This window comes from Paenibacillus sp. FSL R10-2199, assembly GCF_038000235.1.
Taxonomy (GTDB): Bacteria; Bacillota; Bacilli; order Paenibacillales; family Paenibacillaceae; genus Paenibacillus_AQ; species Paenibacillus_AQ phytohabitans.
The window spans coordinates 5,081,327-5,103,909 of sequence record NZ_JBBOBO010000001.1 but is presented as its reverse complement, the minus strand read 5'-3'; the positions used below and the strand labels follow the sequence as shown (position 1 = coordinate 5,103,909).

The 22,583-nt window shown below is 46.1% G+C and carries 21 protein-coding genes and 1 pseudogene; 15 read left to right on the top strand and 7 right to left on the bottom strand.

From position 1 onward, the window contains the following. Positions 1 to 185 precede the first annotated feature (185 nt). Complete coding sequence (locus NYE33_RS22430) at positions 186 to 2,462, bottom strand: hypothetical protein (protein ID WP_052421887.1); 2,277 nt, start codon at positions 2,460 to 2,462, stop codon at positions 186 to 188. A gap of 282 nt (positions 2,463 to 2,744) precedes the next feature. On the opposite strand from NYE33_RS22430, the gene NYE33_RS22425 reads away from it, so the two are divergent. Continuing rightward, positions 2,745 to 3,212, top strand: coding sequence for a MarR family winged helix-turn-helix transcriptional regulator (locus tag NYE33_RS22425; RefSeq protein ID WP_042137550.1), 468 nt, complete (start codon positions 2,745 to 2,747; stop codon positions 3,210 to 3,212). A 45-nt stretch (positions 3,213 to 3,257) separates the two neighbouring features. Further along, positions 3,258 to 4,196 (top strand): NADP-dependent oxidoreductase, encoded by a 939-nt coding sequence (locus NYE33_RS22420; RefSeq protein WP_341067620.1) that lies wholly within the window; start codon positions 3,258 to 3,260, stop codon positions 4,194 to 4,196. Between the two features lie 159 nt (positions 4,197 to 4,355). On the opposite strand, the gene NYE33_RS22415 is transcribed toward NYE33_RS22420, so the two are convergent. Continuing rightward, complete coding sequence (locus tag NYE33_RS22415; protein ID WP_081970015.1) at positions 4,356 to 4,724, bottom strand: winged helix-turn-helix transcriptional regulator; 369 nt, start codon at positions 4,722 to 4,724, stop codon at positions 4,356 to 4,358. Positions 4,725 to 4,941: 217 nt separating this feature from the next. Between NYE33_RS22415 and NYE33_RS22410 the strand changes: the two genes are divergently transcribed. The 3 genes from NYE33_RS22410 (at position 4,942) to NYE33_RS22400 (ending at position 7,223) form a co-directional block, all read left to right on the top strand. Beyond that, positions 4,942 to 5,910, top strand: coding sequence for an NAD(P)H-dependent flavin oxidoreductase (locus tag NYE33_RS22410; RefSeq protein WP_042137553.1), 969 nt, complete (start codon positions 4,942 to 4,944; stop codon positions 5,908 to 5,910). Between the two features lie 102 nt (positions 5,911 to 6,012). After that, positions 6,013 to 6,438 carry a MarR family winged helix-turn-helix transcriptional regulator gene (locus NYE33_RS22405; protein ID WP_042137556.1) on the top strand — a complete coding sequence of 142 codons (426 nt, stop codon included), beginning with the start codon at positions 6,013 to 6,015 and terminating at the stop codon, positions 6,436 to 6,438. A gap of 53 nt (positions 6,439 to 6,491) precedes the next feature. After that, positions 6,492 to 7,223: an NADPH-dependent F420 reductase gene (locus tag NYE33_RS22400; protein ID WP_042137558.1), complete on the top strand. Its 732-nt coding sequence runs from the start codon at positions 6,492 to 6,494 to the stop codon at positions 7,221 to 7,223. A 100-nt stretch (positions 7,224 to 7,323) separates the two neighbouring features. On the opposite strand, the gene ltrA is transcribed toward NYE33_RS22400, so the two are convergent. The 3 genes from ltrA to NYE33_RS22385 form a co-directional block, all read right to left on the bottom strand. Further along, positions 7,324 to 8,715 (bottom strand): group II intron reverse transcriptase/maturase, encoded by a 1,392-nt coding sequence (gene ltrA / locus NYE33_RS22395; RefSeq protein ID WP_081969899.1) that lies wholly within the window; start codon positions 8,713 to 8,715, stop codon positions 7,324 to 7,326. 786 nt (positions 8,716 to 9,501) lie between these two features. Further along, complete coding sequence (locus tag NYE33_RS22390) at positions 9,502 to 10,215, bottom strand: suppressor of fused domain protein (protein WP_341067618.1); 714 nt, start codon at positions 10,213 to 10,215, stop codon at positions 9,502 to 9,504. A 281-nt stretch (positions 10,216 to 10,496) separates the two neighbouring features. Then, positions 10,497 to 11,180 (bottom strand): Crp/Fnr family transcriptional regulator, encoded by a 684-nt coding sequence (locus NYE33_RS22385; protein WP_076243123.1) that lies wholly within the window; start codon positions 11,178 to 11,180, stop codon positions 10,497 to 10,499. A gap of 112 nt (positions 11,181 to 11,292) precedes the next feature. Between NYE33_RS22385 and NYE33_RS22380 the strand changes: the two genes are divergently transcribed. The 3 genes from NYE33_RS22380 to NYE33_RS22370 all read left to right on the top strand — a co-directional run bounded on the left by NYE33_RS22380 (position 11,293) and on the right by NYE33_RS22370 (position 13,284). Then, positions 11,293 to 11,970: a lactate utilization protein gene (locus NYE33_RS22380; protein ID WP_341067615.1), complete on the top strand. Its 678-nt coding sequence runs from the start codon at positions 11,293 to 11,295 to the stop codon at positions 11,968 to 11,970. Positions 11,971 to 12,303: 333 nt separating this feature from the next. After that, positions 12,304 to 12,906, top strand: a complete 603-nt coding sequence (locus tag NYE33_RS22375; RefSeq protein ID WP_340945381.1) for a nucleotidyltransferase domain-containing protein — start codon at positions 12,304 to 12,306, stop codon at positions 12,904 to 12,906. Positions 12,907 to 12,918: 12 nt separating this feature from the next. After that, positions 12,919 to 13,284, top strand: a complete 366-nt coding sequence (locus NYE33_RS22370) for a hypothetical protein (protein ID WP_341067614.1) — start codon at positions 12,919 to 12,921, stop codon at positions 13,282 to 13,284. Between the two features lie 135 nt (positions 13,285 to 13,419). Here NYE33_RS22370 and NYE33_RS22365 read toward each other — a convergent pair whose 3' ends face one another. Further along, positions 13,420 to 13,545: a hypothetical protein gene (locus tag NYE33_RS22365; RefSeq protein ID WP_256703782.1), complete on the bottom strand. Its 126-nt coding sequence runs from the start codon at positions 13,543 to 13,545 to the stop codon at positions 13,420 to 13,422. A gap of 119 nt (positions 13,546 to 13,664) precedes the next feature. On the opposite strand from NYE33_RS22365, the gene NYE33_RS22360 reads away from it, so the two are divergent. The 6 genes from NYE33_RS22360 to NYE33_RS22335 all read left to right on the top strand — a co-directional run bounded on the left by NYE33_RS22360 (position 13,665) and on the right by NYE33_RS22335 (position 20,377). Further along, complete coding sequence (locus NYE33_RS22360; RefSeq protein ID WP_341067612.1) at positions 13,665 to 15,485, top strand: hypothetical protein; 1,821 nt, start codon at positions 13,665 to 13,667, stop codon at positions 15,483 to 15,485. Between the two features lie 591 nt (positions 15,486 to 16,076). Beyond that, positions 16,077 to 17,024 (top strand): dienelactone hydrolase family protein, encoded by a 948-nt coding sequence (locus NYE33_RS22355; RefSeq protein ID WP_341067609.1) that lies wholly within the window; start codon positions 16,077 to 16,079, stop codon positions 17,022 to 17,024. Continuing rightward, positions 17,024 to 17,269 (top strand): hypothetical protein, encoded by a 246-nt coding sequence (locus NYE33_RS22350; RefSeq protein ID WP_042137569.1) that lies wholly within the window; start codon positions 17,024 to 17,026, stop codon positions 17,267 to 17,269. Before NYE33_RS22355 ends, NYE33_RS22350 begins: the two co-directional genes overlap by 1 nt. Positions 17,270 to 17,305: 36 nt before the next feature. After that, entirely contained in the window at positions 17,306 to 18,661 is a 1,356-nt protein-coding gene (locus NYE33_RS22345) for a glycoside hydrolase family 28 protein (protein ID WP_341067608.1), read from the top strand. 40 nt (positions 18,662 to 18,701) lie between these two features. After that, positions 18,702 to 20,141, top strand: a complete 1,440-nt coding sequence (locus NYE33_RS22340; RefSeq protein WP_341067606.1) for a glycosyl hydrolase family 28 protein — start codon at positions 18,702 to 18,704, stop codon at positions 20,139 to 20,141. Between the two features lie 89 nt (positions 20,142 to 20,230). Next, complete coding sequence (locus tag NYE33_RS22335; RefSeq protein WP_341067604.1) at positions 20,231 to 20,377, top strand: hypothetical protein; 147 nt, start codon at positions 20,231 to 20,233, stop codon at positions 20,375 to 20,377. A 402-nt stretch (positions 20,378 to 20,779) separates the two neighbouring features. Here the strand turns inward: NYE33_RS22335 and NYE33_RS22330 are convergent. Then, positions 20,780 to 21,292, bottom strand: a pseudogene (locus NYE33_RS22330) (C40 family peptidase); the annotation flags it as partial. A 1,077-nt stretch (positions 21,293 to 22,369) separates the two neighbouring features. Between NYE33_RS22330 and NYE33_RS22325 the strand changes: the two are divergent. Continuing rightward, positions 22,370 to 22,465, top strand: a complete 96-nt coding sequence (locus NYE33_RS22325; RefSeq protein ID WP_081970017.1) for an AraC family transcriptional regulator — start codon at positions 22,370 to 22,372, stop codon at positions 22,463 to 22,465. The last annotated feature ends 118 nt before the right edge of the window (positions 22,466 to 22,583 follow it).

Below are 22,583 nucleotides of genomic sequence, written 5' to 3'. Positions count from 1 at the left end.
CTCATATTCATAAAATAAGAGCATGTTTCCAGATGATGGAGATGTGCTCTTGTTTTATGTGCCCGGCGTGGCCTCGTTCTATAACACAAAAAGCCCGTACAGGCAGGATTTAAGATTCTCCTGCCTGTACGAGCACCTACATAAATCGCACTAATGCGGTTAAACCATGTAATCGAAATCCTTGCTTAGCGTAATGCGAAGGTGATTGAACATCCCGGATCAAGGAGCTGCTTGAAGAGACGTGAGTCCGGACGGGCCGGCAATTCTTCATGCACATTAAGCTCATCTTGTCCATTGCTTGCTGAAGCCATGAGTTTACCGGCATTGTCATGCCGAAGCTCGGTAATTACGGTAATCGTCACTGGGCAAAGATTCAGGATCGTTGCCTGCACGGAATCATCAGTTTTCCGGTAGGCTACACTGAAATATCCGCTGCCCAGCTTGACCTTATCCCAGGTGAAAGAGCTGCTTGGACTGAAGGGCCGGAAGGACAGCTGCCGGGAAGGGGCATCATAAGCGAGACCCAGAATGTCGGAGACAAAGAGCCCGGCATAAACGCCGGAGGCCCAGCCGCACTTCCCGCAGTTATTGTGACGGACTACATCCCCATAAGCGGCTCCGTTGTTGTAAGGCCACCACCAAAGCGAGCCGTCGGCATCGGTCAATTGGCGTATCCGGGTCAAATACCCGTCTTCACCAGACAGTGAGGCGGAGTCTGTAATCATGCCCATGCCGTTCATATACCCGGGGAAGGTACAGGCAGAATGGTCTCCCCACTGTATCCCCCTGGATTCAGGGTTATATGTTGGATTATGCGGGCTTAATGAGAACTGCATGTAATGCTTGTAGGTCTCATTGTCATATGAAGTGTACCCGTACAGCGGCATCAGAATGGTATCTGATTCCTCACCATCGTGATGCAGCAGGTTGACTTGCCCCTCTTCAACCAGATTCCAAATAAACTGCATGCCGAAATCCTTATATTTACCGTTGTATTTCTCTATGCTGTTTGTAAGCTTGTTGCCGTACCTGCTGATTCCCTCTGTATATTGACGGCCGAAGGGGCCTTGGGCAGTAGCCAGCTGTTCCAAATCTTCCCGGATTCTTCCGGCAATGGTCCGGTAGCGTTCTGCTCCCGCCGTGTCACTGAAGACCTCATCCACAATCCGGGAATAATGATAAAGAGCGGTCCAGGCAATCACATTGGAGCCTGTATGATAATCTCCCAGTGAATAGGCATCGGAGAGCCATACTGAAGGGTAGAGCCAGGGTTCATCTTCCTTACGGGTCAGCAGCAGTTCCTCCAGGAGATTACAGATCGACTCGTGAATCTCGGGATGGTCCAGAAACAGCTGTTTGTCACCTGTACTCCGGTAGTAGAGACCCGCCATGACAACAGAAGATAAGGAATTACTGAGAGAGTGGGTAATTCCCCCTTCATAACGGTTACCGGGCGGGCGAACTCCATGCTTCAGGAACCATAACATTCCCTGCCGGAATAACTCTGGCTCTGCTGTGTGAAAGGGAAGCAGGGAGTAGTACATATCCTTGTTCCAGGTGAACTGTGTTGTGGGTGACGTGCCCCAATTGGCACCAGCAAGAGTGTCCTGGCTGTCCATGGCAAGGGAGCCCATGCACTGGAGAAGGGCTCGTTCATAGAACTCCGCCGCGAACGGATCCTCGTCCATTTTCAGCTGACCGGTGATGCCCCGTAAATAGGCCCAGGTTTCATTAAGCCAGTAGAGTGTGCCTTTCTCATCGACAAGCCGTGGACAGGGATCACCAGCCGGATAGATGATAGCGGGCACCCAGCAGGTCTGACCCGGGGCCAGTACAACAGACACGATGCCATCACTGTCTGCCTGATGGCCGAGCACCTGTACACAGAAATCCGGACCGGAGAATAACTGGTCCGGCAGGGTGTCGGCGGAAGGCAGCGTAACTTCACCTGTTAGGGTCTGGCTGGATTGATTCTCCAGCAACAGCCCGTAGACCAGTCCGCGCAGCCGTTTCGAGCCGTCCGCCGACGTTGGAGCATAGACGAGAAGAGTGGCTTTGGCGGCTTCCAGCTGATATTCAGTGACCGGAAACAGATTATCGAGCAGAGAAGTGACATAAGGCAGATCATCGCTGCCCAAATTATAGTATTTCCCGCCGAGCTCCACCTTGTAGGCGTAAGGTCCGGCTTCCCTGAAATCCTTGCACATCCAAACGCCGGGAATATTATCACTGTAATAGCTGCCGCTATACACCGTGACATTTTTTATGGAGCCGTTCATGTGAACGTTCACCAGTGTTTTATTGTTCCCGGTATCAAAAGTTAACTCTGGGTCAGGCAGCTTGCGGCCGAAGAAGCTCACCGGATCATTAGCCGTATACTTGCCGTCCTGATAGACAACGCCGAAATAGAGGCTTCTGGGCTGAGAAAGGGCCTCACTGAAAGTGGTGAAGGGATGCGGCATGGGTATTCTCCTTTGCATTAGTGAAGTAGCGGCCTGCAGTGCCTTTCTTTATTATTCAAGAAGCTTGGGAAGAAAACTATAGGAGAAGCTTTGGATTTCAGGAGAATTTATAGCGCTTTCAACAGGATGAGGATTTGATAAATATGACCTCGAAATAAATACGGAAGAGATAAATCCAACAGAATGTGCCGAGTCCGGCTCATTTATGTTGACGGCAACATATTTAAATGTTACTGTAGGTGTACAGATATGTTGACGACCACATAAAAGGAGATGACTTTATTGAAGCCTAGTGACAACAGCGAAACCATTGAGGATGAAATCGGCGCAGTCACGCATTTCCCCGTGAATTTCTCGATCTTCAGTCTGGCTCGTTCCCATCACCGGATTGCGGGACAACTGCTTCGGGAAGCAGGCTTATACCCGGGCCAGGAACTGGTGCTGATGCAATTATGGCACCGGGACAGTCAATCTCAGAATGATCTCACAAAATCGTTGCGGCTTGATCACTCTACCATAGCGAAGTCCGTCCGCCGTTTGGAAGCTGCGGGTCTCGTCAGCTGCAGCCGTTCCGAAGTGGATAAACGGGTAACCATAGTATCACTCACCCAAGAAGGGCGTGATATAGAAACCAGAGTCGATCAGGCTTGGCGCAAGCTGGAGGAGATTACAACGGAACATCTGAATGCTGAAGAAAAAGTACAGTTTGCAGCTTTGGCCAAAAAAATAGCTGCAAATCTGGAAAAATAAATGAAAGTAAACCAAACCATGGATTATATAGGAGGAGAGATAAATATGTCGAAAAAATCTATGCAAGCTGTTCTGGTCAACGAATACGGGGATCCAAATGTTTTGAAGGCAGTCACCATTGATCGCCCTCAACCGCAAGCGGATGAAGTCCTGGTTCGCATCGTGTATGCTACGGTCATTCCGCTTGATTTTAAAATTCGTAAGGGTTGGCTTCAAAATGTATTTCCTGTAACCTTTCCCTACATCCCTGGTTTCTACGCTTCAGGAGTTGTCGAAGAGGTGGGGCATATGATAACGGAATTTAAGCCCGGTGACCGCGTTTTTGGCGGCATCAAAGGCGCTTATGCAGAATATGGAGTTGCGAAGGAACAAGAATTAATGGCGATGCCGGAAAGTCTCACTTTTGAGGATGCTGCAACGATCAAAGCAGGAGCAGAAAGCGCCTGGAAGGCCTTGTTCACTGAAGGTGAGCTCCAGTCAGGGCAAACCCTTCTCCTCCATGCGGCAGCAGGGGGTGTTGGACAGTTTGCAGTTCAGTTGGCTAAATGGAAAGGGGCAACCGTGATCGCTACGGCTTCTTCCTCTAACGTGGACTTCGTAAAATCGTTGGGGGCTGATCAGGTCATCGATTATACCACAACAAAATTCGAAGATATCGCAAAGGACGTAGATCTGGTGGTTGATTCCGTTGGCGGCGAGACAGAATCGAGATCCTGGACGGTTCTAAAAAAAGACGGAATCCTGGTTTCTTTAACTCAAGATCCCTCCCAAGAAAACGCTGAAAAATATGGCGTTACAGCTAAGTTCAATACCAAATTCCCTAACCGGGAAGACTTGCAGCATCTAACGAGATTAATTGCCGAAGGTATGATTAAAGCGGAGATTGATTCCATATTCCCGTTAAGCCAAGCGGATCAAGCACTGGAGAAGAGCGAAGCCAGACATGGACGTGGAAGAATTTTGCTGAAAATCAGCCCCATCTAACAAACCCCGGCCGGTCCTAATTATGATGCAGATCAACACACCTTCAAGAGAATGGAACCCTGTCCAGTCGTAAGAAAGGGAGATAATCTTGGAGGTTTTTGGTTTGGATTGCGCGATTTTATGTGCTGGCTGAATAGGGGGGAGCCTTTACCTTTACCCTTATCCTTCATCTAATTCAGGCTTCTCCCCATATTCTTTACCGAATTCCTCCATCTTCTTTAGGACAGGCAACAGCTTGTTTCCTTTCTCTGTCAGCGAATATTCGACCCGTGGCGGAACTTCAGGATACACATCGCGCAGAATAATTCCGTCGTCCTCGAGCTCCTTGAGCTGCTTGGTGAGCGAGCCTTGCGACAAGCCTCCCAGGAATTTTTTGATCTCGGTAAACCGGCGTCTTTCCCCTTCCAGATACCAGATAATGAAATATTTCCATCGCCCCGAAAGTACATTTTGCGTAAAGGCTATTGCATACATATCTCTTTTTTCATCAATAAACTCTTTTTCAAATCCTTCATTACATACCCGCATGATATCGCTCCCAGTCTAAAAGTACAAAAATATGTACTACGTTCATTTAAATTGCCTTCTTCGCAAATGAAACATATGGACGTATGATATTGCCAAGGCTGCTAACGGATACAAATATTATTAGCAAGCTAATGATTATTGTAACATAACCCGTAGAGGAGACCAATTAAGCTGTACAGTATTGCGACTATAGGGTGCTAAAGAGAGGACAATATTAATGAACAATCGTGTAGCAGAGATTCTTGGAATTGAAAAACCCATCTTACAAGGACCAATGAGTTGGATTACGAATGCTGAATTTGTTGCTGCCGTGAGTAATGCGGGAGGGTTAGGGATTCTTGGTCCTAATGCCGGCCAAACGACAATAACAACCTCACCGGAGGAAACCGCGGAACGTATGCGCCGTGAGATCCGGAAGACAAAGGAACTGACGGATAAACCATTTGGTACAACTTTAATTACTGATGCTGATATGAAGTTCACTTGGCCCATTTTGGAAGTTGTCATTGAAGAAGGTGTGCAAGTTATTCTTCTTAATGGTGTTGAAGGAACGTTAACTGAAAAGATCATTACCCCATTGAAGGAAGCGGGCATTAAGATTGTTTACCGTCCTTTAACTCCAACGATCGAAGATGCAAAGACTGCTCAAGCTATGGGTGTTGATGTTTATGTTGCTACCGGTTTTGATGAGGGTGGAACATTGCCGACAAGTATTATCGGTACGTTTACAATAACGCCTATAATCGTTGATGTGCTTGATATTCCAGTAATCGCTGCTGGTGGAATTGGTGATGCTCGCGGTGTTGCAAGTGCCTTTGAATTAGGGGCAGAAGGTGTCTTTTTAGGAAGCCGTTTTATTCCTACTGTTGAAAACCCCGCAGCACAATCAGTAAAGCAAAGGATAGTGGATTCATCTGCAGCAGATTTGTTGTTGTACCGTACTTTACCTGCTTACTACCGTTCGTTGCCTACACCGTTTGCTGAAAAATTGGTGGCTATGGATAACCAGGGCGCATCTCGTGAAGAAATTGCTAAGGTAGGGGGTAGCTCTAGTGTAATCCGTATCGGTATGCTTGAAGGTATTGGCGAAGGTGGTATTATCACTGTGGGTACTGGAATTACGCCAATCACAAAGATCCAAACGGTACAAGAAGTGGTTGATGAGCTGGCAGCTGGTATCAAGTAAAATATAGGCCATCCAGGTAAAGCTCCGTTCACCGGTGGACACCTCAATTTCATCATGTTATAGTTAGTTCGCTAAAAATACTTTACAAGTTGAGGGTAAACTATGAATGATACAGTAGATTGTGATATCCGTCAGTCGCTAGACCGGATTTCTTCCCAAATGCGCCGGGATTACAGTGAATCTCTAAGAGAACTTAACCTTTATGTTGGCCAGGATAATTTGCTGTATCGCTTGTGGTTAGGCGATGGGATTACACAAATGCAAATAAGCGAACATCTGAAATGTGAGCCGCCTACGGTTACCAATATGGTTAAGTCACTGGAGCAAAACGGATTCATATACCGCAAGCGTGATGAACAAGATGCAAGGGTTATGCGCATTTTTTTAACAGATAAGGGAAAAGAGTTAGAACAACCGATTGAAGTCAAGTGGAAGCAGCAGCAAGAGAAATTACTGAAATCAATTTTACCCGAAGAGCGCTTACTGTTAAGGCGGCTTTTGAAGGAGATGGAGAGTAACTTATTCTAAGTTCTCTCTTGCTCATATTTAGCATGCTAACTAATATATAGGGAGAAATGAAAATGAGATTTGGAATTATAGGTGCAGGACCCATCGCGTCGAATATCTCCAAAAAATTAATTGAGAATGGACATGATGTCAAAATTGCAGATGCTCGCGGGATAGAACGGCTAGAAGGAAAAGAACTTGCGGGTACACCAGTGAGTGTAGATGAAGTAATAACAAACATTGCTGTTCTAGTCATATCGATCCCTTTCCACGCACTGCCAAGCATTCGCAGCATTGTAGATAAAGTTGGGGAGGAAGTAGTCGTTATTGACACTTCAAATTATTATCCGGGTAGAGACAATAAAATTGCAGAAATTGAGAATGGGTTGGTTGAAAGTGTTTGGGTATCCAATCAGTTAGGGAGACCTATCACTAAAGCTTTTAACAATTTATTAGCATATACGTTGGAATATAAAGGAGCTCCCGAAGGTACCAGTGGACGACTTGCCATAGCGATTGCCGGTGATAACCAGTCGCATAAACAAATAACCATGAACGTAGTCAATGAGCTCGGCTTCGACTCTGTAGATAGCGGATCCTTAAGTGATTCGTGGCGACAACAGCCAGGAACCCCTGCGTACTGCACAGAACTTACCAAAGAGGAACTAACCGAAGCATTAAAAAAAGCAAATAAAGAAAAAGCCCCATTCCTTCGCGATAAAGTGATAGAGAAGTTAACGGCAGCTACTGGAGGATATTCGCACCAAGAAATTGTGAACTTGAATAGAGAGATATATAACTCCTAAGTTAAATTTCGAGTATCTAATATCGAGTAGGAGGGGGCGGCAAGCCCCCGTCCTCTCACACCACCGTACATGCGGGTCCGCATACGGCGGTTCCAAAAGGTTAACAAAGTTCCAGATAGCGTGAAAGTAAACTCTTCAGCCCTTTTGCTTCCCAATAGGAAGTCGAAAGGGCGTTATTCGTGTTCCGGGACATTTCCCACGCGCCTCGCCGCGAGTTGGCCATCTTAAAACAAGCCCACTTTGGAACCCCGAGTGCTCGAAGCTCGCGGATTCGTGTACGTACTCGTTTCCACTGTTTCCACAGACACATTCGAAGTCTCCTCCGAATCCACTGGTCCAGTGTTTGGAAGTGTGTCTTCGCCGAGGCTAGACGGAAATAACCGAGCCAACCCATCAGATAGCGGTTCAGTCGGTAAATCCTTTCTTCCATGGAAATGGACCAGGTACGTTTCGTTAGCTCTCGAATTCTCCCTTTAAAAGCTGCGAGACTCTTCGGAGCAATCCGAATCGTTGCCTGTTTCTGGCTCAGGAAACTGAATCCTAAGAACTTTCGGTGCCAAGGTCTCGCTACCGCACTTTTCTCCCCGTTTACTTTCAGTTTTAGCTTTCCTTCTACAAACCGACTTACCGATTCCATGACACGCTCGCCTGCTCGTTTACTCGCCACAAAGATATTACAGTCGTCCGCGTAGCGTACGAATCGCAAACCTCGCCCGGTCAGTTCCTTGTCCAGATCATCCAATAGAATGTTTGCTAGAAGCGGACTAAGCGGACCGCCTTGTGGCGTTCCCTCCCGGCTACGCTCCCATTTTCCATCCACCATAACTCCGGCGTTTAAGTAAGCACGGATTAGCGTCAGCACTCTTTTGTCCTCCACTTTCCGCGCCACTCTTGCCATTAGCATGTCGTGGTTTACCTTGTCAAAGAATTTCTCCAGATCCAAATCCACGACCCATCTGAGGCCGCCTTGGATATATCTTTGGGCTTGTTTAACGGCGTCATGCGCGCTCTTCCCCGGCCGAAAGCCGTAGCTGTACCACGAGAATTGTGCGTCAAAGATCGGGTTCATGACTTGTAAAAGTGCTTGCTGGAGGAAACGGTCCATCACAGTCGGGATGCCTAGCTGCCGTACACCGCCTCCAGGTTTGGGGATTTCCACCCGTTTGACTGGCGCAGGTCTGTAAGTTCCCGTCAGAAGTTCAGTTTTCACCGATGCCCAGTGCGTATTCAGGTAAACTTGTAGATTCGCTACCGTTACACCGTCCACACCGGGCGCTCCTCCATTTTGCACCACTCGTTTGTAAGCGAGTCGAAGGTTATCTCCTTTGAGCATTTGCTCCAGCAAGTTGTTCTGGTCTTCGCGAGAGGAAGGGACGACTTGTGCCGACGAAGAACTCGGCGCTCCGGCATACCCTGACGGCTTCACCGCTTCTCTTTGCCGCAAGCTCCCTTGCGAGATATTCTGCTGTCGTTGCTCTTCATGCGAACGCATCGCTTTCCTCTCTCCTTTCGGTTCAGCCCTTCCGTAAATTGTTGCAACAGCTTACGTACTATGGCTTCTGCTGACTCCTGCCAGTTCAGCGCAGCCTCTCAGCTACGGTTACAAGTTTTTTTTTTCTTGCTTATCTGACAGGTCTCCCCAGATAAGAACGTCATCTGTCTGCCCGCGACCACTGGAGTATACCGCGCCAGCCCTTGGCGGCTTTGGATTTCGTCATGTTTAGGTGACTCATCCGACTGACACAGCCTCAAATCCAGTTCGTGTACCTTGGCCCGTGCTTTTGCCTCCGGCTTCCTTCAGATTCCACCTCACGGTGGACACCCTTGCCCTTGGCTAACGGTAGGCGCTCGCCAGCCCCCGTTCGGGACTTTCACCCTAAAGATGACGCCCATGCTGGGCGTACGAATATAAAAAAACAACTCCTGGTGAGTTGTTTTTTTTATGGAAGAGCAGGGGCTTTGTCGATCAATAAATTTCTTTGAACTATCTGTGGTGGTGTCGATGGACAAGAACATGGTACTATTGCCGATTAGATAATCATCTTAAACTAAGCCAAACGCGTAGAAGAGTTGATCAAAGGAGTTAGTGAGCTAGGGTAGAAGTCGAATATCTTTAGAGGAGAGATACTTTTCAGTCACTGAGTAACGGAAATCGAAAAGGGGCGGTTTCTTATGAACAGAGCATTGCCGGAAGTCCAATTTTGCCGCAGTGACTGCTCTGATACTTTCAAATCCGTTAATCCGGGCAGTTATTTACAAGCATTGGGTCTATTCGGATTCAGAACGAGGAAATCACCGGGAAGCTCGGACAGCTTGCAACCAGTTCATCCATACCTGACTCCAGTTTGAATTCCATTTCCTCCCGGTATAGCGGAACCAGGAAATAAACCTGAACCTGATTGCCATCTTTCGTATGGACTGTGCTAACCTCTTCCGGCAGAGCAACCAGGATCGCGCCGGACAGCTCAGTGTTAGGCGTATATGGCTCGTAATCCTCCGTATTGGGGATGGTATGGCCGTATCCAAGCCACGTCTGATACATATGCGGGAACCGGGTAAGCATCTTCATCAGCCGGATCGGCCAATAGTACTCCTCCGCTTCAAAATCCTTCTGCGTAAGCGGCCAGTCCGCCGGCAAAAACATCATCAGCTCCGCGCGTTCAAGATGCTTGTACTCTTTACGGATCTCCTGTGGGAGTGTCATCGGCAGATCGCTCATCCCATTGGTGTACAGCACTCGGTATGGCTCATCAGGTGTAGCTTCCATAATGTTCACATCAATATGTACGATGTCTGAAATCAGTTCATGGAACACGCCGGTTTCTCGGTTTGGAAAGACTTTATTAAAATGTTCGTTTAATTGTTCCATGTACAAAATTTCGGAGGGAGGCGTAACCTGCCGCTCATCCGGAGCGTCATAGCCATAAATTGTGGTACCGTCTTCCGATTTGCTCATTTCATTGCCGCCAAACAGTTTTTTGAAAAAGTTCATGTCTTTGCGCTCCTCTGTGCGGGTTTTGTATTAAATGCGAAATGAAGGATGCTGCGATTAAATTCCTGATTCTAGATGGTTTGAAACCTCACTTGGAAGTATAACAAAAGGATAGCCCCGGAGCGATGGGTCTATCGATTCGAATAACCAGGGATATACATGCAAAAATGGGATATTTGCACTTGAGCAGGAGGCCGTAAATCTCGATTGCGCGTGAACGGGAGGTCTTTAGGTCCACAACTGCAGGCTTATACGGCCGATGAATCTCCTTTGCTTGCCGGTTAGTGAAAATCTTTTTCTACTGCTTTTTGCAATAGCTTAAATTCGTTTCTATAAAAGTCAATCAAGCCGTCCCGCTTCATCCATGCAAGTTCTCTGGATAAAGCACTTCTATCTACATCTAAATACTCGGCCATCGCTTCTCTATCAAAAGGAATAGTAAAAGTTTCTGTTCCAGTTTCACGCATAACTCTTGTTAAATAAGTTAAGACCTTATCCCGAATAGTAGGCATAATCAGACAATCATTTCGGTCATGCAGTTCTAACGCTCGTTCTGCGATACTATCAAAAAGATTGCCAAGTAATTGTTCGTGTGCCATACACAACTTCGTACAACGGCTCAATATGCTTTGGATAGGAATAAACAGAACTTCAAGTGGTTCTATTGCCTGTACTGACATAGGGCATCTTCTTCCACGGCTAGCCGCTGTTAAAACTGCGGTATATCCACCCGGATAATGGAGGGATACAATAATTTTTTTTCCCGTGACGCTCAATTTCGTACTTTGAGCGCTACCCTGCAATATGATGCCGACATCATCCACTAAATCGCCCTCACGGACAACCATCTCATCTTTTGCATATTCTTTCCGTGTGGCTGAAAGACATTTAAGCATTTGGGGAATATCACTTGGGGAAATCCCTGAAAATAAACGTGATTGACATAGGGAATCTAAGTTGTTCATGAGAGGCTCCTCGTTGCATGTGCAACATATTTTTTCTTTTTACTGTACTATATTAATCATAACTACAAAAGAATTTAGTCACCTTTTCTAACGTCAGAATGGAGGAAAAACAATGCAAGGGAAAGAAAATTCAATAAAAGCGAGAAATCGGCTTTTAGCCTCAAAGGTTATTAAAAATCTGCAAAGCAGAAAGTTTGAGGCTTATTACTGTGATAACGCCATAGAAGCTGTAGAAAAGGCACTATCATTTATTCCAGAACATACTTCGGTATCATGGGGTGGGTCAGTCACGCTTGAGGAAATCGGGCTTCTTAATCGAGTACGTCTAGGCAGCTATATGATTACTGATCGTGATACAGCGCAAACCATGGAGGAACGTTATGACCTCATGCGCCAAGCTCTTTTGTGCGACACCTATTTAACGAGCTTTAACGCTGTTAGCGAGGATGGCATATTGGTCAATATAGATAGTGTTGGCAATCGAACAGCGGCAATTACCTTTGGACCGAAAAGTGTTATTGCTATCGTTGGGATGAATAAGGTCTGCAAGACCGCTGAAGACGCAGTTATAAGAGCCAGAACATATGCGGCCCCCATTAATGTATACCGCTGTTCGTGTTCGTCCAGCCCATTTTTACATTCGCCGCAAAAAACGCCCTGCCTGGTCAATGGTGCTTGCGGAGATTGTAAAACAGATGATTGTATCTGTTCTTATATCGTCCAAACAAGAATGTGTAAACCGGCGGGGAGAATAAAGGTTATCCTCGTTGGTGAATCTTTGGGATTTTGAATAAGGATTATAGTTTAATAGCTGCCAAACGGCATATAAAACCACACGTTTGTTGTCTGTTATTTTTTTGAGGTTACTAAATAGAAGACGCCTAAAATTGGCTTCCTAATAATAATGTTATAAATTATCTTCCATTATCAATCTATACTTTCGAAGATAATTCTTATATGTTAATTCATACCGGCCGGTAAAAACTAATACGGAGTTGTTGCAATGACAAACAGATCGGACAATCAATAAGATTTTCTTCGGGAATTCGCCAACTTTTCAACATCAGTCTTATAAAACATACCGTTGTGAAAAGCGCGGTGAACTGTAATGGGAGGGATCGGTTTGAGGACGGATATAAGTAATTGGAAGCCTTTAACTGTGTCGGAAATAAATAAACTTTTTTCTGTCATTCCGATACATTGGTGTATTGCCGGGGGCTGGGCATTAGACTTGCATCTACATAAACAAACCAGGGAACATAGTGATATTGATGTTATTATTACTCGTGAAGAGCAATTAATCGCTTATCAGTATTTAATGCGTGATTGGATGTTGTACAGGGCTGAAGATGGTAAGCTTAGTCTTTGGGAAGATGGAGAGTATTTGAACTCGACAAATGATGTATGGGTTAGTAAGAGCGATGATTCGCCTTGGGCTTTTCAACTTATGATCATTGATACCGAAGAAAATTCATGGACTTATAAGAGAGATAAATCAATTAGAAGGCCAATGGCTGAAATTATTTTGAAAACTGTTGAAGGAATACCTTATTTGAGACCCGAAATCCAACTTCTCCATAAAGCAGGCGGTTCGAAAGTACGGGAGAAGGATATTAATGATTTCCGAACAATGCTGCCGACACTTCTGCCACAAGAAAAAGCATGGCTGAAATCTTCTTTAACCCGACAATTTCCGGAGGGCCATGACTGGGACAAATTTTTGTAAATTAAAATATTAATGCTTTGTTGCTCTTACGGATCGGAGGGGTGCATTAATATTAATTTCCGTTTACATGAAGCTATTGATATTTTAGAGCGCACACCAGAAACTCTGGAGCGTTTCTTATCTGGTCTGTCAGAAGCATGGGTGCAAAATAATGAAGGGGAAGGAACCTGGAATGCACACGAAGTGGTTGAACATTTCATTGAAGCAGAGAAACATAACTGGATTCCGCGAGTGGAATCCATTGTAATGCAAGGGGAACATCATCTGTTTTCTGCATTCGATCGATTCTCACACTTGAAGGAGAAGTCGAAACGAACTTTGGAAGAGGCACTTCTAAAGTTCAAAATCATTCAAAAAAATGCATACAGTGGTACTTAAAACATTCAAAATGTTCATGTTAGCATAAATCTAACAGCATGCCCTCAATGAGGACGCCGGGAAGAAGCCCGGCGTCCTTATTCTGAAATCAAGAGGGCTACCGAATTCTCATTATCAGGAAACTCAGGGTTGAATCTACTGCTTAAGCGTTGTCAGCATACTCTGAATATGGCTTTCCATTAGCTGCCGTGCTGTTTCGCTTTGCCGTTCCTCGATGGCAATGGCGATCAGAACATGATAATTGGAAGCCTTGGTCCGCATATTGGGCAGCGTACAGATAAAAGGTATTATTTTCTTGTTTGAAAGCGCTATCCTGTGCTTTCAGCTACTTCATTTGAGGAGGTTTTTATTTGAAGAAGAAACGATCGTTTTCTGTTTGTATGGCAGCAATCTTACTTCTTGGCTTTTCCAGTATATCTCTTGGCACTGTCCGTTTGGCAGCTGCTGAGTCAGCCAGTGAAGAGATCACTGCCGCCGCAGCCTTTATACATCCCGGGATTTTGCAGAATGCTGCTGGCATCCAAACTATGAAGGATAAGGTAGCCAGCCATGCCGAGCCATGGTACTCAACCTATACGGCACTTCAGAGTACGGTTGCCTCCTACGGCACTATATCGGCCGGGGATTATACCCTTACGGCTATAACACACAACAACAGCGGCGGATGGAATGAAATGCGCCTAGCTGCTACCAAGGTCTATAATCTGGCCTTGATGTATACCATCACCGGTGATGCCACTTATGCCGCAGGATCACGGACGATCATGATGAAATATGCGTCGATCTTTACAGGAGTTGGCACCAGCGGTGATACCGGCTCCGTGTATGATACTAATCTTGACGTAGGGGTTGTTACTTTTAAGTTCAGCGCTGCTGCAGAGCTGCTCAGATATGGCTATAGCGGATGGTCCGCAGCAGACACAGCTTCGTTGATCGCAATGTTTAACAAGAATACGGGCGGCACAGCCATAAGTATGTATCAGCTGTTATCCAATGCGGCGGTGCTTGCAACCTATGATATGGATAACATTACCCATGGTCACGCAGCCATTCTGCGGGAGGGTTCTATGGCTTACGCCGTATTTGCCGAGGATACGACGCTGTATAATCTGGTGAAGAGCGATTTCAAAGCAAACAGCACAGCCTACTACACCAATCAGGGAGCTGAGTCTTGGCAGAAAAAACCGGATAAGAGCCAGGGGGCGAACGGGTATAGCCTATTGTACAATTACAATGCCACTACGGGGCAGAGCAAGGAGAGCGACCGGGATCAGGCACATGCGCTGGTAAATCTGTCCGCCTTCATTAACGTGGCACAAATTGCATGGAATCAGGGCGATAACAGCCTGTATGAATTTAATAACCGTCTCTTATTAAAGGCAACAAATTTCAGCGCTCAATATAATCTGGGCTATGAAGTAGATGCTTACGTAACCGCCTATCCATGGAATCATCACAGCGATAGCGGGATAACCACCTATGACAGAGGAAAAGCTGCGGAGAATATGTATGCGTCAGCTTATAATTATTACAAATTCTCCTCTGCTGCCGCAGCCAGTGAATATACGTATTTATCCAAGTATGTGAATAACCCGGTGTATGCGGCCGACAAGAACGGTTATGACGTTACGGGCTACGCTGCTCTGATAAGCTCAGTTGCTAATAGAGCAGCAGATTATACCAGCAATGTCACTCCTGTAAATAACGCGATCAACTGGGGAACCAGCGGATTAGCCTATTTACTGAATGGCTCTTCAAATATTTACGGAGAGTACGCGTCCGGCTTTGTAAGTGGCAGTTCCAGAGATTACAGCAAATTAAGACTTACAGGAACCAAAGCCATTGCGGCGCTCCCCTATACTTCATTCAGCAATGTATCCAAGGTGAATATGAATTATTCAAGCACAGGGACGGGGACGCTTGAGATTAGAACAGCCAGCAGCGCAGGCACTCTGAAGGGTCAACCTGAAGCTTATGCCGAAGGGGCTACCCACGGCGACCGGGGGACATTACTGGCCACGATCCCTGTCACTAATACCGGAAGCTTGACCACATACACGACTACAGCGCTCTCCGGTAACATTCTCACCACTTCAGGGTCGGCAGGAGGCACTGTGACCGGAAACTATATGATCTATGTTGTTTTTAAAGGGGCCAGCTCCAGCACAAGCATGAATCTTCTGTATTTGACTTTGCAATAAATTTGGGAAGCTTATATCTGAAACAACGGAGAGGCCATCAGCTACCATTAAGTCTGGTGGTCTCTTTTTTATGAGTTCCCGTGCTGACGCACCGGCTGCCGGTCAGCTAAAGTGTATGACAAAATATAAACATTTCAGGTGAATTTGCAGAAACTTTTAATACACGCTCGGGAATACAATTAAGCGATATAAAGAGCATCATTTAGCACAATGGGAACGGAGGTAGAACTTGATGCAGATTCTTTCAACGGAGACAACTATCCGAACGGCTTCTCGCAGGGACGAACGATGCGTGGTGCGGAAACAACATCTCTGTTCCATTATGACGGCCAGGTAGTGGAAGTGAAGTTTTCACGATCACATCCATGTACGCAGCGGCCCCCTTAAACACGGAACTCTCAGATGGCTTGCTGAAGGTGCAGATGACCGGTCCGTTCCAAGCAGCCGCATTCTTCTTGAAGAAATAGCGGTCAATAGCAATATCCATTCCAATTATTGAAAGCGGGAATAACCATGACGTGGAGAGCAGATTCGTTATTGGAGCAGTTATATATCAGTAGCCTGAAGAGGATTGAGCAAGAGCGCCTACAGATGTTGCCTTCAGAACGGAAGATTTATCTGAAGGAGACCCTGGAACGGTTAATCGGAAGCTTTGAGCCTAGCGGTAAATGCGAAGCTACTATTATTGAACGTGTTGTGTGTGACGGTTATGTGCGGGAGCGGGTGGAGCTGTCTGCTGTCTCCGGGTTGTCCTTTGCCGCTTATGTCCTAATTCCAGATGGCTATGAACAGACTACAATTCCTGCTGTGTTAGCGGTCCATGGGCATGGTTATGGAAGCAGAGAGATTGTCGGTTTGAACTTCGATGGAACTGTCGATGAGAATCCTCCGGGAATTCATCAGCATTTCGCCTTGCAATTAGTGAAACGGGGACTGCTTGTGATTGCCCCGGATATCGTTGGTTTCGGAGAACGCTTGCTTGAAGGTGACTTGACGGAAGATGGCCTGGCTCCAAGCTCATGTTATAAGATGTCCACACAATTACTGATGTTAGGCAAAACATTGACCGGATTACGTGTAATGGAATCGAGGCTGGTATTGGACTATTTAGCCTCGCGGCCGGAGGTTGACGCGGAACGGTTGGGAATCATGGGCTTTTCCGGCGGCGGATTAATCTCCTATATCACTGCCGCGCTGGATGAGCGGTTAAAGGCTGTCGTGCTTACCGGCTTCACGAGCACGTTCAAGGAGAGCATCATTGCCGTCGATCATTGTATCTGTAACCATATTCCGGACATATTGCTCTATGCAGAATTGCCGGAATGGATCGGTCTAATTGCTCCAAGAGCCTTATTCCTGGAGTCCGGCGAACATGATCCTATTTTTCCGAAGCAAGGTTTTTTGCAAAGTGTGGAAGACATCCGGAAGATTTATGAAGCGGAGAATGCTGCCAATCAATTGTCCTCAGACCTATTCCCTGGCGTACATGAGATTAGCGGCAGATATTCCTATGATTGGCTGGCGGAGACCATGATCTGATGGTATCGCTTGTGCCAAGCACCTTCAATGCTTATGGTCCGCACCGGTATTTTGAGAGAGACCGCCATTTAACAAGTCCTTTCGATCACAACTGCCCGCAGCAAGCTGTGATAGGATCGGGAATTGGCGAATACAGCGGGGAGAAGAAGGAAGAGCTAGGCCGGTCCATGGCCAAATTGAAGGCCGAACTGAGAGGCTTCAATCAGACAAAGGACGGAGAAGCACTTATCACGAAGCTTGATTAATGATCGTTTTCATCGAGATAATTGGAGGAGCTAATAATGAAGGATAGTTTTGATCCGAAAGAATATGGCGCTGTGGCCGACGGCATTGCCGTGGATACGGCAGCAATCCAGAAAGCGATTGACGTTTGCTTTGAGGCGGGCGGCGGAACCGTGGTGCTTGCGGGCGGTACATTTGTCTCGGGAACCATTTTTCTGAAATCCAATGTGTATTTACAGGTGAACCCGTCTGCTGTGCTGCTGGCCAATCCGGATATCAGTGACTACCCGGACGGAACGCATTATAACCGTTACATCAATGAACAGGACATGGATAAATGCTTTATTTATGCCGAGAATGCGGTGAATATTGGGGTAATCGGCCAAGGTGAAATAAACGGCAATGCGGAGAGCTTCCCGAATGAGGGCAGCATTTATCGTCCGATGATGATGAGGTTTCTGCGCTGTATGAACATTCAGGTCAAGGGACTGCGGCTCTATAATTCCACGGCATGGACAACGGCTTTTTTGGACAGTGAGAATATATGGTGCGAGGATTTGGACATTCGTAATGAAAGAAGATATAACGGGGACGGCCTCGATTATGATGGTTGTAAAAATGTGTTTATCTCCAATTGCAAAATACTAGGTACCGACGACAATCTTTGTTTACAAGCCAGCAGCAAAGAGTATCCGATGAAGAATGTGCATATTGTCAATTGTCATTTCACTTCTATCTGCGCCGGAATCCGCATCGGCCTGAAATCTGTAGGCGATATCTCTGGTGTCACAATCCACAACTGTACATTTGAGAATGTATGGCGTGAAGGAATCAAGCTGGAGTGCACAGAGGGCGGCAGCATTACCGACATTGTAGCCCAGGGCCTGGTCATGCGGAATGTAACCCGTCCTGTCTTCATGATCCTGAACAACCGGCTGGATGTAATCGGTTCTTCGCTCGGTCTTGAGGTTATGCCGGAAATCGGGACCATGGAGCGGATTACGCTGGCGGATATTACGGCGACGGACGACGAGGAGATGCAGCATACCCATTACCGTTTCACTGACGATGTAATGGGCTCTCCATCCTTCAACGGAATCCGGATGGATGCCTGCGACAGTTATCCCATCCGCGATGTAACCTTAAGGAATATTACGTATACCTTTATCGGAGGCGTTGATAAAGAAGACATCCCCCCGGCTTATCCCAAGGTATGGGACATGCGGTATAACCATCCGGAACAAGTATCCGAGAACTATTATCCAACCTGGAGCCGGGCGGCGTTTATGGATATCCGCAATGTGGAGCGGCTGACACTGGAAGGGATAAAGCTTCACGCTATTAATAAAGATACAAGAGCGCCGTATATTATCGAGAACTGCACGGTCTTTAAGCAAGAAATTGTGGAGTACTAATGTTTCTGATCATTAACTACAACATCGACATGGAGGAAAAATGAATAAGACGATTGTTTATAGTGCACCGGGTGGGGCCATTAACACAGATGACTTTGCGGTGTATGTCAGGAATCCAGGACAAGCTTGGGAGCAGCTGTTTGTGTACGAGGCTAAAGTAGATATGCACCATGTGCGGCAGGCTTCTATGGCCTATTTTGATATGAGCGGAAGGGTAGAAGTACGGATCGAGAGCCTGAAGCAGAGCATTCAGGAAGCGGTTATTCGTCCGCTGTCGGCTAACCTCTCTTTTGAACATACTGAGAAGACACTTTCCTTCACCCTTGACCGGCCTCTGAAGTTATCGGTAGAGATCAACGGGGAGCGGTTCAGCAATCTTCATCTGTTCGCAAATCCAATTGAGACGGATACGCCGGACCCGGTGCAAGATCATGTTCTCCTGCTTAAGCCGGCCATCCACCGTACGGAGGATATTTACCGCCTGCTGGCAACACCTAAGGTGGACGGTGGCAACCTGCCGGATACAATCTATTTCGCTCCGGGGATGCATTATTTGGAGCAGACGCTGCTTCAGATTCCTTCGGACACGACCGTCTATATTGCCGGCGGGGCAATTGTTGTCGGTTCAATGGTCTGTGACCATGTGAAGAATGTCTCGATACGCGGCAGAGGCATTCTCTACTTGTCTGACTTTCACCGCTTCTCGGCATTCCGCGGAATCCGCATCGTCTTCTCGGAGAATATCTCGGTTGAAGGGATTATTACGCTGGATCCTCCGCATTACAGTATTTATTTGGGACAATCCCAGCATGTGCATATCCAGAATTTCAAATCCTTCAGTACCCGGGGCTGGTCCGACGGCATTGATATGATGTCTTGCTCGCATATTGATATCGACGATGTGTTTCTGCGTACTTCAGATGATTGTATAGCCATATACGGCTCACGGTGGGATTACTATGGTGATACCAGCCACATTACCGTGCGGAACTCTGTGTTATGGGCAGATGTCGCTCATCCCCTGATGATCGGAACCCATGGGAACCATCGGGAGAATGGAGATATTATTGAAGATATTCTATTTGAGAACATCGACATTCTGGAGCACCATGAACCGCAGCCGAATTATATGGGAGCGCTGGCTATCAACGCAGGTGATAATAATTCGGTCCGGAATGTGGTCTACCGCAACATCCGTGTCGAGAATATTGAGCTGGGCCGTCTCATCGACCTAAGAGTAATATGGAACAAAGACTATAATCCCGTACCAGGCTTCCGGATCGAGAATATCAGCTTTGAGGATATCACTTACAATGGCGACACCAGTCATCCAAGCCAAATCTTTGGCTATGATGAAGAACGGACGATCAACAATATCAGTTTCACCCGCCTTTCAGTCAACGGCAGACTAATCCTTCAGCCAGAGTCAGGATTTATGGAGATTAATGAGTTTACCCGCGGGGTCTCATTTGACGCTTAGGATACAACTAAAGATGCGGGAGTTGAGAATTTACAGCGTTATATTGAATCTTCCAAATTCAACGATACCGTTCAAATTTATAGTGGTTATTGCGTTCACAATCAGGGGAATCAGCCCAATCTGCCGAGACCGCAATCAGCGGCAGAACGCCGCGCAGCTACACTTATGTGGCCGAGCTTGTGAACAGCAGCGGAATTTCCCGCAGCGCTGAAATGCTAGTCATCGTCACGAAATAGAATGTAATGACAAATTATAAACATTTCAGGTCGTGGTATTATAACTCTTAATGTGCCGCTTGGCAGATCTTATACGAACGAAAGCGGCCTTTAATAGGTGCTGCCATCGAACAACTACTACGTAAACAAACCGAGGGTCCTCCGTTGCTTGTAATAATCACACTAAAAACTCCCTCACCAAGTACACGGTTAAGGAGTTTTCATTTTATAGTAAAACCGCATACTCCATCGTTTAAGATAACTTCATTTTTCTTATGATTAAGTAGCTTATTTAATGCTGTTAAGCCAATCCCAAGCATCACCGATCGTCTGATCCTGAGACGAATCAGCGGAGGGAGAAGCTGGGGAGAGTGTGTCCGGAGTAGCAGATCCGCTATCTGAAACAGCTTGTCCGTTAGCAGGTAATACGCGGCGTGCTGTTGTATAATGTGAATCCCACCAGCCTGTATCCAGAGCAGTAATGGTCACTCCATCTTCTCCGTACGTATGAAGTATTTTACCGTTGCCCATATATACCGCTACATGGTGAATCGGAGAATAGAAAAATATAAGATCGCCAGGCTGAAGCTCATTTTTTGGCACAAATGTTCCAGTTGTAGACTGGTCTTTGGAAGAACGGGGGAGTGTGATTCCATTTTGTTCGAAAATAAACTGCGTGAATGAAGAGCAGTCAAAAGAACTCGAATCCCCTGACTCTGCACCGTATTCATAGCGGACGCCCTGATATTTCAATCCTGTTGCAATGACCTGATCGGCAACGCTCGTAGATGCGGAGTCTGAGGCAGATGTACTTGTTGCCGCATATGCTGTACTGCTGCTGCCGGTCAAGCCGGTTGCGCCAGTAAGCAAGACCACGCCTAAGCTGATTACGATACTTAAGTTGCGTAAACGTCTTGTGCCGTGAGTTGTATTCATATGTTACCTCCTGTTGTTGCAGTCTGGTTAATTGTCTGATTCAACTCTAACACAGAATTTATTAACATTAATTGTTAATGACTGCGATTTCACTTCTCCATCAAGGCTTACAAGCCGTTTATTAAAAAAAGATTACGATTTTGTCATTATTTTTTATTGACATGCCTGGTACAGGGACCGCTTGTTGGAGATTGGGCATTCTCTCATGGAGATGAAGGACACCACCGGATACACCATTTCCTGCAGTGCTGGACAGAAACGTCGTTGAGAGAATGAGGGCTGCAGTGATCCAAGCAGCTGTTTCTTCCGGGCAAGCGAGAGTTAGCTGTTGACTTGATGGATGGAGTGTCGTAATCAACCCAACAACGGGAAAGGCTGTGTATTTCATTGTCCATTAACTGCAAAATTGTAGGTGAAGGATTCCCGGTAGTTATTTTGCATGGCTGGTCTTTGGATCGCAGCATAATGTCTGTATGCCTTGAGCCAAGTATGATGGAAGGGGAATTAGGTAAATAAAGATACATTGGAGTGGATTCAAGAACAATGGTCATATCGATTTAGTCTGATGTTTTTTCTATTTCAAAAATGAAATCATATGTGCCGGCAAGGATATCCATGGATTATCCAAAAAATTATCAACTGATTAATTACGTAAGTTCTTATATTAAGAAGCATGATTATTAAAAACAACTACAATTGAGTTGTTTTTTTATTGCTAGAATAGGGGCTTTCGGCAATGGGACTAAGTTCTTTCACAAGGGACTATGTTCTTGTTCACAAACATGTTGTTGTGTCGTTAATGTCGGTGGACAAGAACTTGGTCCCATTGCCGATAATGGACAAGAACATGGTACTATTGCCGATTTGATAATTATCAAATAACACATGTTCCAAAAGACAATAAAGTTCTAGACTGAGAAAATAACGTATTAGACTGACGATGCATCATTAAGCTCCCTCGAAATGATTTGGTTTTCTCACGCAGGCTCATGAATTCGCAGGATTTCACCTTTAGCTATGTGAGTGATAAGAAGGAACTAGAGGAGGTGGTGGCCTGGAACGACCGGAAGGGTACCGATGGCGGAGGCAGGTTATTATGACCAAAGCCATTTTACAAAGGCTTTCTCGAAAATTGTAGGATCAACGCCTAGGCAATATGCGATGTCGATTTAGATGAGCAATTTTTTACAAGATTGCGTCCTTCTGTGCAAGTACACTTGAAGTACTTGTAGAAGGGGGAAACGTAATATGCACTAACAATGATTGGGAACAACAAGCGGCAGACGCATTA

What these genes read in the sequence shown, in the direction of transcription:
- NYE33_RS22430 (WP_052421887.1), bottom strand. Translation starts at nt 2,462, where the DNA reads ATGCCGCATCCCTTCACCACTTTCAGTGAGGCCCTTTCTCAGCCCAGA.
- NYE33_RS22420 (WP_341067620.1), top strand. Translation starts at nt 3,258, where the DNA reads ATGTCGAAAAAATCTATGCAAGCTGTTCTGGTCAACGAATACGGGGAT.
- NYE33_RS22415 (WP_081970015.1), bottom strand. Translation starts at nt 4,724, where the DNA reads ATGCGGGTATGTAATGAAGGATTTGAAAAAGAGTTTATTGATGAAAAA.
- NYE33_RS22410 (WP_042137553.1), top strand. Translation starts at nt 4,942, where the DNA reads ATGAACAATCGTGTAGCAGAGATTCTTGGAATTGAAAAACCCATCTTA.
- NYE33_RS22405 (WP_042137556.1), top strand. Translation starts at nt 6,013, where the DNA reads ATGAATGATACAGTAGATTGTGATATCCGTCAGTCGCTAGACCGGATT.
- NYE33_RS22400 (WP_042137558.1), top strand. Translation starts at nt 6,492, where the DNA reads ATGAGATTTGGAATTATAGGTGCAGGACCCATCGCGTCGAATATCTCC.
- ltrA (WP_081969899.1), bottom strand. Translation starts at nt 8,715, where the DNA reads ATGCGTTCGCATGAAGAGCAACGACAGCAGAATATCTCGCAAGGGAGC.
- NYE33_RS22390 (WP_341067618.1), bottom strand. Translation starts at nt 10,215, where the DNA reads ATGAACTTTTTCAAAAAACTGTTTGGCGGCAATGAAATGAGCAAATCG.
- NYE33_RS22385 (WP_076243123.1), bottom strand. Translation starts at nt 11,180, where the DNA reads ATGAACAACTTAGATTCCCTATGTCAATCACGTTTATTTTCAGGGATT.
- NYE33_RS22380 (WP_341067615.1), top strand. Translation starts at nt 11,293, where the DNA reads ATGCAAGGGAAAGAAAATTCAATAAAAGCGAGAAATCGGCTTTTAGCC.
- NYE33_RS22370 (WP_341067614.1), top strand. Translation starts at nt 12,919, where the DNA reads ATGCTTTGTTGCTCTTACGGATCGGAGGGGTGCATTAATATTAATTTC.
- NYE33_RS22365 (WP_256703782.1), bottom strand. Translation starts at nt 13,545, where the DNA reads ATGCGGACCAAGGCTTCCAATTATCATGTTCTGATCGCCATTGCCATC.
- NYE33_RS22360 (WP_341067612.1), top strand. Translation starts at nt 13,665, where the DNA reads ATGGCAGCAATCTTACTTCTTGGCTTTTCCAGTATATCTCTTGGCACT.
- NYE33_RS22355 (WP_341067609.1), top strand. Translation starts at nt 16,077, where the DNA reads ATGTTGCCTTCAGAACGGAAGATTTATCTGAAGGAGACCCTGGAACGG.
- NYE33_RS22350 (WP_042137569.1), top strand. Translation starts at nt 17,024, where the DNA reads ATGGTATCGCTTGTGCCAAGCACCTTCAATGCTTATGGTCCGCACCGG.
- NYE33_RS22345 (WP_341067608.1), top strand. Translation starts at nt 17,306, where the DNA reads ATGAAGGATAGTTTTGATCCGAAAGAATATGGCGCTGTGGCCGACGGC.
- NYE33_RS22340 (WP_341067606.1), top strand. Translation starts at nt 18,702, where the DNA reads ATGAATAAGACGATTGTTTATAGTGCACCGGGTGGGGCCATTAACACA.
- NYE33_RS22325 (WP_081970017.1), top strand. Translation starts at nt 22,370, where the DNA reads ATGGCGGAGGCAGGTTATTATGACCAAAGCCATTTTACAAAGGCTTTC.